Source organism: Thiocapsa sp. (assembly GCF_035467215.1).
Taxonomy (GTDB): domain Bacteria; phylum Pseudomonadota; class Gammaproteobacteria; order Chromatiales; family Chromatiaceae; genus Thiocapsa.
Genome location: NZ_DATITZ010000152.1, coordinates 1 through 2,996 on the forward strand (window position 1 = coordinate 1; position 2,996 = coordinate 2,996).

Here is a 2,996-nt window from a genome sequence, read left to right on the forward strand (position 1 = left end):
GCGATCGCGATGAAGGTCAGCTGGCCGCGGGCGAGCGGTCGAGCCATCTCCATCCAACGGCGGTTTCCGACGAAGCTGCCGACCAACGGGACGGATGCCTGCGCGATCGTGATGACGAGGGCGAGTACAAGCGCGAAGTGACCGAGCTCGGGGACCATTAGTTAGAGGCTCCGCCTGTGCCGGCATTGCCGACCGACCCGATGACCCCGTTCACGTGGGCCGTCTGAAGGGTGGAAGCGACCTCGGGCGGCATGTATTCCTCGTCATGCTTGGCGAGGACCTCTTCGGCGTAAAAGACGCCGTCCGCACCGAGTCGACCCTTGGTCACCACCCCTTGGCCCTCGCTGAAGAGGTCGGGGAGGATCCCGGTGTAGGCGACGGTCACCGTCTGGGCGTTGTCGGTCACGTCGAACTTGACCGTCAAGCCGTCTTCCTGGCGTGCGACGGTTCCCGGTGTCACCAAGCCCCCGAGCCGGAAGACGTGCTCGGCCGGGGCCTCGCTGGCCATCACCTGGGACGGGCTGAAGAAATACGAGATATTGCTGTTGAGTGCACTCAAGGCCAAGGCCGAGGCCGCGCCGACACCGACGATGGCAAGGCCGACGAACACCAAACGTTTCTGTCTTGCTTTCATTGATTCACTCCAGAGTCGCGCATCCGGATCAATCGACCAAGACGGGCCAAAATGGTTCGCCGTTGAGCGCGTAATTGAAGAATTTCCGCCACGAGCAGCACCAGCACCATGCCGTAGGCGCCCCACACGAAGAACGCATAACCGCCTTGAGAAAAAAACTCGCTCATGCTCTACCGCCCTTGACGAGAAGCTCCTGCACCCAGGTGTTGTCGGCCTCGCGGGTCAGGATGATGCTGCGCAGCCGCATCAGGGTGGTCGCGAAGGAATACATCCAGAAGCCGAAGGTCACCGCCAGCATGGAAAAGAGGATGTTGCCCTCGATCTGGGTCAGGTTGGACCTCTGATGGAGTGCGGCACATTGGTTCGGATCCGGACAGTTCACGGACCAGAAGATGAGCGGAACCATGACCAGTCCGACGATCGCCAGGAGGGCCGCGGCCCGGTCGGCACGACGCGTGTCGTCGATCGCCGAGTGCAATGCGATGTAGCCGATGTACATGAAGAAAAGAATCAGCTCCGTCGTGAGGCGAGGATCCCAGTCCCAGTAGGTGCCCCAGCTGGGGCGCCCCCAAAAGGCGCCCGTCCAGAGCGCCAGGAAGGTGAAGATGGCCCCGGTCGGTGCGATCGCGTTGGCCATCATGAAGGAGAGCCGCGTGTTGAACACCAGCCCGATCGCCGCCCAGCCCACCATCACGACATAGAGCCACATCGACATCCAAGCGGCCGGGACGTGGATGAAGATGATGCGGTAATACTCCTTCTGCGCATTGCTTCCGCCGAGCTGGTCGGGTGTCTGGAAGAACCCCCAGTAGAGGCCGGCCAAGAGACACACCCCGGTCAGGATCCAAAACACCGGGATGAGTCGCCCTGCAGTCGGGTAGAAGGAGGCGGGAGCGGCAAATCTAAACCAGTTCGAAGCCATTGGTGAAGGGGTCATCCCTCGGATTATTCGATTGAAATCTTAAGCGCAGCCGACGATGCCAGCGGCGCGAACGTCAGTGCGGCGACCAGAAACGCCCCGAGCAGGGCAAGATAGGGTCGCGTGTCCGCCATATCGATGCCGCTCGCCGTCACCGCCCCGGCGCCGTAGACCAGCACCGGGATATAGAGCGGCAGGATCAACAAGGACAAGAGGATACCGCCGCCGCGCAGACCCAGGGTCAGGGCCGCGCCGATCGCCCCGATCAGACTCAGCACCGGTGTGCCGAGCAAGAGGGCAAACATCATGATCAGGATCGCGTCGTCGGAGAGATGGTACTGCATGCCGACCAGCGGGGCGATGAGCACCAGCGGCAACCCGGTCAGCAGCCAGTGTGCCGTGATCTTGGCCAACACCAGGAGCGACAAGGGTTGTGCGGTCAAGACCATCTGCTCGAGCGTGCCGTCCTCGTAGTCCGCCGCGAACAGGCGTTCGAGAGCCAACATCGAGGCGAGCAGGGCCGCCACCCAGACCACGCCCGGGCCGAGGATCTGCAGGATCTGTCGTTCGGTGCCCACGCCCAACGGAAACAGACTGACCACGATGATGAAGAAGAAGAGTGTGGTCAAGACGTCCGTGCGTCGCCGCAGGGCCAGCGTCAGATCACGCAGCAGAACGCACCAGAAGACACGCAGCACGGCCGGTCAGCTCCCGAGGTGAAGGCGTTCGACCTGACCGGAGGTCAAACCGACCTCCTGGTGAGTCGTCAGGACGACGATGCCCCCGTGCGCCACATGCTCGGCGATGAGGGTCTCCAGCAGGTCCACCGCACCGACATCCAAGGCGGTGAAGGGCTCGTCGAGCACCCAGAGCGGGGCGTTGCTCAGGATCAGCCGCGCCAAGGCCACGCGCTTCTTCTGACCCTGCGAGAGCATTCGAGTGGGTAGATCCTCGAAACCGGCCAGACCGATCCGCGCAAGTGCCGCCCAGATCGCGGACTCCTCGACGCGATCCCCGTCCAAGGTCGCGGCGACACGGAGATTCTCGATGCCGGTCAGGTCGGCCTTGATGCCGTTCAGATGGCCGAAGTAGAGCAGATCGCGCCGATAGTCCTCGCCGAGACGACGTGTCGACTCGCCGTTCCAGCGGATCTCGCCCGAGTCCGGCGTGAACAGCCCGCACAAGGAGCGCAGGAGCGTTGTCTTGCCGCTGCCGTTCGCGCCCCGCACGTGCAGGAGCGTGCCCCCCGCAACGGCGAAGTCCAGACCGGAGAACAGCAGGCGGTCGCCCCGCCGGCATTCGAGCTGTGTCACCTCTAACATAGAAACGAAGGGGTTCCCTGGATGAATCCGAACGCCTCGGGCGCTCGATCGCTAAGCGGATTCTGTCGACTCCGCTTGTTTTCGATCTCCGGCCCAAGGCCGGCGAGCAACCATATACGCT

5 protein-coding genes are annotated in these 2,996 nt (G+C 63.1%); all 5 read right to left on the reverse strand.

Annotated elements, in window-relative coordinates:
• Nucleotides 1–157: 157 nt before the first annotated feature.
• Genes ccmE through ccmA form a run of 5 tightly spaced genes read right to left on the reverse strand, consistent with a single transcriptional unit; the run spans nt 158 to nt 2,875 of the window.
• A complete protein-coding gene (ccmE, locus tag VLR48_RS08590; protein WP_325291382.1) occupies nt 158–634 on the reverse strand; it encodes a cytochrome c maturation protein CcmE in 477 nt (158 codons plus the stop codon).
• On the reverse strand, nt 631–801 hold the full coding sequence (gene ccmD, locus VLR48_RS08595) for a heme exporter protein CcmD (protein WP_093028827.1): 171 nt from the start codon (nt 799–801) through the stop codon (nt 631–633). Before ccmD ends, ccmE begins: the two co-directional genes overlap by 4 nt.
• Complete coding sequence (ccsA, locus tag VLR48_RS08600; protein WP_325291385.1) at nt 798–1,556, reverse strand: cytochrome c biogenesis protein CcsA; 759 nt, start codon at nt 1,554–1,556, stop codon at nt 798–800. Before ccsA ends, ccmD begins: the two co-directional genes overlap by 4 nt.
• A gap of 23 nt (nt 1,557–1,579) precedes the next feature.
• A complete protein-coding gene (gene ccmB / locus VLR48_RS08605; protein WP_325291383.1) occupies nt 1,580–2,251 on the reverse strand; it encodes a heme exporter protein CcmB in 672 nt (223 codons plus the stop codon).
• A 6-nt stretch (nt 2,252–2,257) separates the two neighbouring features.
• Nucleotides 2,258–2,875 (reverse strand): cytochrome c biogenesis heme-transporting ATPase CcmA, encoded by a 618-nt coding sequence (gene ccmA / locus VLR48_RS08610; RefSeq protein ID WP_325291384.1) that lies wholly within the window; start codon nt 2,873–2,875, stop codon nt 2,258–2,260.
• Nucleotides 2,876–2,996 lie beyond the last annotated feature (121 nt).

Excerpts from the sequence above, each read along its gene's own strand:
- ccmD (WP_093028827.1), bottom strand. The coding sequence starts at position 801 with ATGAGCGAGTTTTTTTCTCAAGGCGGTTATGCGTTCTTCGTGTGGGGC.
- ccmA (WP_325291384.1), bottom strand. The coding sequence starts at position 2,875 with ATGTTAGAGGTGACACAGCTCGAATGCCGGCGGGGCGACCGCCTGCTG.
- ccmE (WP_325291382.1), bottom strand. The coding sequence starts at position 634 with ATGAAAGCAAGACAGAAACGTTTGGTGTTCGTCGGCCTTGCCATCGTC.
- ccsA (WP_325291385.1), bottom strand. The coding sequence starts at position 1,556 with ATGGCTTCGAACTGGTTTAGATTTGCCGCTCCCGCCTCCTTCTACCCG.